A 6,265-nucleotide genomic window follows, 5' to 3' on the forward strand; every position below is an offset into this window, starting at 1 on the left:
TAAGTGAATAGAGTGAAACTCTGTTCGCTTATGACAAGGCGAACAAGCAAAGCGCGTTAGCTTGAATATACAATTAGCTATGAAACTCAATTCAATGTGTCCAATTTCTTGACAGAGTATCAGAGATGATGAATACCACTATTGAACTTAAGGCAGCCGCGAATATTTTAGGGGTTCATTCAAAAGCAAATATGTTAAATTTATTAAAGAAAAATACCTTCCCAAATGCTTTTAAATTCAATAATAGTTGGAGAATACCAGTTGGTGATATAGATAACTTTTCATCGAAATTTAAGGATTGTTTAAGTACAATGCAAGTCGTCGAAAGACTAGGTTATAAATCAGAATTTCCAGTTCATCAATTGATAAAAGAATCTATTTTCCCTGATGCATTTAAAGAAAATGGTCGATGGTGGATACCATTATCAAATATCGAAGCGCTCGAAAAGGGGCAATCCCAATTACTGTGCACTGCCCAAGTGGCACAAAGATTGAATCTGTCAAACGCCCAAGTTATCGGATTAATACAAAAGGACGCCTTCCCAAATGCCTTTAAAAGAAACTTGGGAAAGTGGAGTATCCCAATAAAAGATATTGAGAAATTTGAGGAAAGATATAACACTGATGACTCCATAGATCTTGGTGAAGCATCTAGGAGGTTGGGTTATCAATCACAAACAAAAATAAGAGACTTATTAAAAGATGGTCACTTTCCAAATGCTTATAAATTCGGAGGGAAGACGTTGATCCCACTTGCAGATTTCGGGAAAGTCCAAAAAGCCCTTGAGAAGAGAAAAAAAGAAAAACAAATAAAACAAAAGCTACCTCCAGAGAATCCGGAGAATCATGAAAAGTTATTGAACACTGTAGGGCTTAATGAAGCTGCTCAAATGTTAGGATTTCAATCAAGGCAAGCCGTGTCGTATCAGTTGAAAAAAAATAGCTTTCCAAATGCATTTAAGTTCAATAATAGTTGGCGAATTCCAATTAGCGATATAGATAACTTTTTATTGAAAGTAAAGGATTGTTTAAATACAACTCAAGCTACCGATAGATTGGGTTATAAGGCAGAATTCTCCGTACACCAATTGATAAAGAAGTCTATTCTACCAGATGCTTTTAAAGCTAATGGACAGTGGTGGATACCAATACCAAATATTGAGGTGATTGAAAAACAACAATCTCAATCACTAGGCACAACTCAAGTCATGCAACGATTGAATCTGAAATCCAGTGCGACAGTTACGGAACTAATCCACAAAGATAAAATTCCGAATGCTTTCAAAGATGTTTTTGGCAAATGGAGAATCCCGTTAAAGGATATTGAGGAATACGAAGAGAGTCTAAACACTGATAATGCCATAGATCTTGAAGAAGCTGCTAAAAGATTGGGGTATCGTTCACTTACTAAGGTTAGAAGTTTATTGGAAAATAATCACTTCCCAAGTGCCTATAAATCTGGACGGAAAATTTGGATCCCCCTAACAGATTTTGAAGTAATCCAGGGGGACTTTCAGAAAAGGGAAAAAGCTAAAAAGAAAAAATCAATAATAGAAAAAGTTAAAAAAGAAAAACAAAAAATAGAAAAAAACAAAAAAGAAAAAGCTGAAAAAAAAGTTCAAGAACCGATAGTAGTTACAATTAGCACTTCCGGTTTCCTAAATTCTTCTGAAGTGGAAAGGAAATTAAAAGTAGGAAGGGACGCAATACTTCAAAAGCTACAAAAAGGAGAGTTTATAAAAGCATTTAAACAAGAAGGAAAGTGGTGGATTTCAGAAGCCGATGTTGAAAAGTGGGGAAAAGAAATTGAGGAAAGAAGGCGTTTAGAGAAAGGTACTTTATCAATTGCAGAGGCAGCTAAAAGATTAGGAAAAACTAACGTTGCAGTAAGTCAAATGGTTACAGCGTCAAAAAAGTTTCCTAATGCCTTTAAAATAGGGGGCACTTGGCGCATACCGATATCCGATGTAGATGAACTTGCAATAATCTTAAAAGAGGCTAGCAAAAAAGTTGATTTTGCACCCAAAAAGGCGTTTGAAGAATTGATTAGCTTTATTGATTCCGTGGATATCGGTGAAAAGCTTAAAGAAACTAAGATACTTTATAAGCAGTTTTGCTTACTTCAAATAAATAATATGAATGGTACATCAAGATACAAAAGAAATCGTGTTCGTTTGTTGGAAAGCCTTTATGAAAAATTAACGACCTTAATTAAAAATGAGATTTATCTTGTTTCTTCCGATGTCATATCAAGTATATTAGGTGTAAATTCGGTATTGCGCCAACACGAGAAAAAGGTATTGATAGTTTTTTTAAGGCATGTTTATCATCAAAAAGATATAGAACCGGAACAGGAATTTAGCTTGATAAGTTCCACTGACAAGAAAAATCAACAAGAGATATATTCCCCTGAATTATTCCATGAAATCTACCAGTACGTGAAGGGGATAGATAGACATATACCAAACGCACTATGGGATCGCTGTTACGCAAACATGTGGGCATATACAATCTTACTACTTACTGACTTCATTAGAGGGCAGGACTTGATCCTAAACACTCCCAACATCGATTTGGAGGAAGTAAATATCGATTCATTCGATTGGTTTGTTAAAAATGAATTAACCGAATACCAATCACAAACAATTATCAATCAACTCTATACTCACTTTCGCTATAAGAGAACAAGTAAAACGGATGAATTACTTACATTTATTGTGGCTCCAGATTTAATAGCGCCTTTAGCAACTGCATTAATCATTTCAGAATTACATCGAAGGTTTGAGGAAGGTGATTTGCTTTTAGATAGTTTTTTGGAAGGCAAGTTTAACGATATTAGAACACAAGGAAAAATGAGACATCGTAACTTTTTTAATAAGATTAAAAGTACTTCAGAATTTAAATTTAGCTCCCTTATGATGAATAGATCCGTTGCAACATATCTATTTTATTCTGTGACTGAAGAAGAAGGGCAAGATAGCGACTTAGCTTTACATCTTACGCAAGTATCAAGATCGCATAAAAGCCCGGATACGACAAGCCAGTACATTCAGGCTACTAATAAAGATGGGTCGATTAATAGGGTATCCTATAACCTTTTTAAACGGGGACATTTTGGTTGGCTATACAATTATCTAATCTTATATGTTTCGCAGTTTCAGGGCATGCAGGACACGTTAGAACAGCGAAGTAATCTTATTGAACAAGTAAGGCAAGAAATATCTCCATTTGAGTTAGAAAGTGTTGCTAAGTTCGTCAATAATAGCTTAGCCCCAATGCCTTTGAAAAATCAAACTGATAGTATGGAGACTTTGCTAGAGAACATTTATAAAAAAAGACAATCGGTCATTTCCAAGTTGAAAGAGTATTCGAAAGAGGAAATTCGGGAAATTATAACAAGGTTAGCCAATGGGGATCTTCCATCCAAAAATGAACATGCTCAGTGTTTAGTTTTTCCTAATTGCAAAAATCCGAAGCTATCGAATTGCTTTTCGTGTGAATATGTCATCCCAGGAAATTTAATGCTTATCCAATTGAATGAAGAGTTGGGCCGGCTTGTTACAACAATTGAAGAAGCGACGAATGATGTGATTTTACGAAGAGAGTCAAGATTTTTAATGCACGCATTATTCATATGGAAAGAAGCACGTCTCGAATTTGGAGATGAAAGAGTCAAAGCTTATATTGACATCGAGAAGACATGGAAACAGATTGAGGATGTGGCTCATAAAATTTTGGTGGATTAATGGAAAGCAGGTGTTTCAATGGAAATTCGAGTAACAATTGATTCCCTCAACCCAAATGAAGTGATTGAAAGAAAGCAAAATGTTAAGTTCGACACCTTTGATATAAAGCAATATAAAAAAATGTTTGAGCAACTTGTAGAAGGAAATCATGTTATTGGTTCATTCGACCAACCGCACTGGAAATTACCCTGCAATATAGCGGATCATCCAATGATAGTCTCGTTCGATATCGAAGTTTATCATAAATTCAATACAGCACTCAAGGCTTATTCTATCGTTCGATTATTATCTGGAAGAACCCCTATTGCGATTTACAATGAACTTGCTTTAATAAAGAAGGCAATACTCGAAAGTAATGGATTTACATCTTCCGACAAGTTAGAGTCGTTATTAGAACTCCAAAGCCAAACTTACAAGTATCAAGGATATCGAATGTCTATTGATATAAAACGTTTTCTTTCCTTTTACAAAGTTACTAACTACAAGGAAATCATTGATATTTGTAGTAATCATCAAACTTACAAAGGCACTGCAAGGGAGTTACCTGCCTTTGAAGATATTATGATTTTTGATGATATCGTTAATGATTACTTTCAAAACCACCCAACCGAGGAAACTTTGGAGTACTTTCCAATTATGTTGTGGTGGCTGCTAACGAATACTCTACCGATGCGTCCTACTGAATTTTTATTGTTGGAAAAGGATTGCTTACAATTCAACGAAAACTACGCATCACCTTACAGAATTACAATACCTAGAATAAAAAACAAATCGAATTCGCCTGGTTTTGAACTTCGTATGGATTCTATTGAAATTGACGAGAAAGCGTACATCTTCATAAAAAATGCTATACAATTGTTGGAAACAATCGATTCGGAATCTAGGTATTTATTTCCAGTGGAACTACTATGGGCATACCGTAAAGTCAAAATACCAAAGAAAAATGAACGAATTAATCGAAGAGATTTTGATTTACTAAAAAAACATTTTTATGAAAAGGTCGTTGAAGGTATTTATGGTAAGTATGACCTTGAGAGAATAAAGTCAGGAGACACAAGACATTTTGCTATCATCAATATGGCACTACAAGGCTTCAATATGCTCTCTATAGCAAGAATGGCTGGTCATGACGTAATTAAGAGTCAGTTTAGTTATTACTCACACGCGGAGCATTTTGCACAATCCTATGTTTATCGTTTAGCTCAGAAAAGGGTGGAAAATACTATCACTAGTGATATGAGCAGTGGTATTTTTGGATGGAAAAGATATGTTTACGATAAAGGAAAGTCGATTGATATTAATACGTTAGAAAACATTGTAGGGCGTGTGAAGCACGGATACTGCACTGAGCAAAAAGATGTTTTTCCCGAAACTTGTATAGAACACTGTGAGTTTTGTTCGAACTATGTATTTAAACCTAGCTTAAATGAACAAACAGGAGCAATTACGTGGTTATCGGACTCATCAAGAAGTCTTGAAGGGAAAATCCGTGAATCCATTGAATTAATGAAAGATTTATCGATGAATTTATCTAAAATATACAGGCAAGGAAATGATGATTTATTAAAATCAACATCCCGAAATTTAATGGCATACATGGATATGAAAGCAATGATTGACTCAAAAGTTATGGGGGCTGATGCGTTTGGCCAAGAGCAATAAAAGCCAAAGTCGAGGAAGACCAAAAGAATGGACGAATGAGGAGTTAAAACAGTTGGCATTAGAAACGAAATATAAATGCCATGGTAAGAAGCTAACTCCATCTCTTCTCGAGAAGGAGACAAAGGTAGGTCGGAACACATGGACTCGCCGTCTCAAGGACTACATTGACGAATTGAATGAACCTGTTATCGCCGCTATCCCGTTAAGCAGTAGTAACGAAACGATTCTACCTAGTGTTGACTTGATCTTTAAGAAATACGATAAAAATGAGCTAGCCTTGAAAAATGAATTACTTGATTTGGAAATCTTGCTGTATGATTTCTACAAGGAATTACAGGAATACAAAGAAAAAGAGGAACGCTATCAGAATGGACAAGCTGAAGTTCAATCATTAAAAGATGAAGTAGCAAAACAGAGAAAGCGTGCTGCACACTATGAGCAGCTTTATAATAACATTGTCGTATCAAGTGTATATCCGCATTTGCAAGGTATTCAAGACTCGCAAATAGGAAAATTAAATATTACTGAGAAACTAATTGATATGGAAAAATATAAGATGAAAAATGCCGACTTGGAGGACTTATCAGTATACTTTCCTGACACTGTTATTAATGAAGAGCCGGAAGATAGTAAAAACGAGAAGAAAAGCAAAAATATGAAAAGCTTGTTGAATCGATTTGATTTATAGTTATAGTTCAAGAATTGTACTGTGTGGATTTTTTTTGCCAAACGAATGAATGAATTTCATAATTACCAGCCTATGTCTCCCAAGGGTTTGTAGACACAAAAAAGGAAGTACCTCCCCAAGTCTTGTATAATGGTAGTCGACGAAAACATTCCATAAAGACTGGAGGGGT

The 6,265-nt window shown here is 35.2% G+C and carries 3 protein-coding genes; all 3 read left to right on the top strand.

The window, feature by feature from the left end; all coding sequences use genetic code 11:
- The first annotated feature begins 128 nt into the window (after positions 1 to 128).
- The 3 genes from QT711_RS19445 to QT711_RS19455 are packed head-to-tail and all read left to right on the top strand — an operon-like array spanning position 129 to position 6,096.
- Entirely contained in the window at positions 129 to 3,746 is a 3,618-nt protein-coding gene (locus tag QT711_RS19445; RefSeq protein ID WP_317946906.1) for a helix-turn-helix domain-containing protein, read from the top strand.
- An 18-nt stretch (positions 3,747 to 3,764) separates the two neighbouring features.
- On the top strand, positions 3,765 to 5,408 hold the full coding sequence (locus tag QT711_RS19450) for a site-specific integrase (protein WP_317946907.1): 1,644 nt from the start codon (positions 3,765 to 3,767) through the stop codon (positions 5,406 to 5,408).
- Entirely contained in the window at positions 5,392 to 6,096 is a 705-nt protein-coding gene (locus QT711_RS19455) for a hypothetical protein (RefSeq protein ID WP_317946908.1), read from the top strand. Before QT711_RS19450 ends, QT711_RS19455 begins: the two co-directional genes overlap by 17 nt.
- Positions 6,097 to 6,265: the final 169 nt, after the last annotated feature.

Source organism: Sporosarcina saromensis, from assembly GCF_033253735.1.
Lineage (GTDB): Bacteria > Bacillota > Bacilli > Bacillales_A > Planococcaceae > Sporosarcina > Sporosarcina saromensis.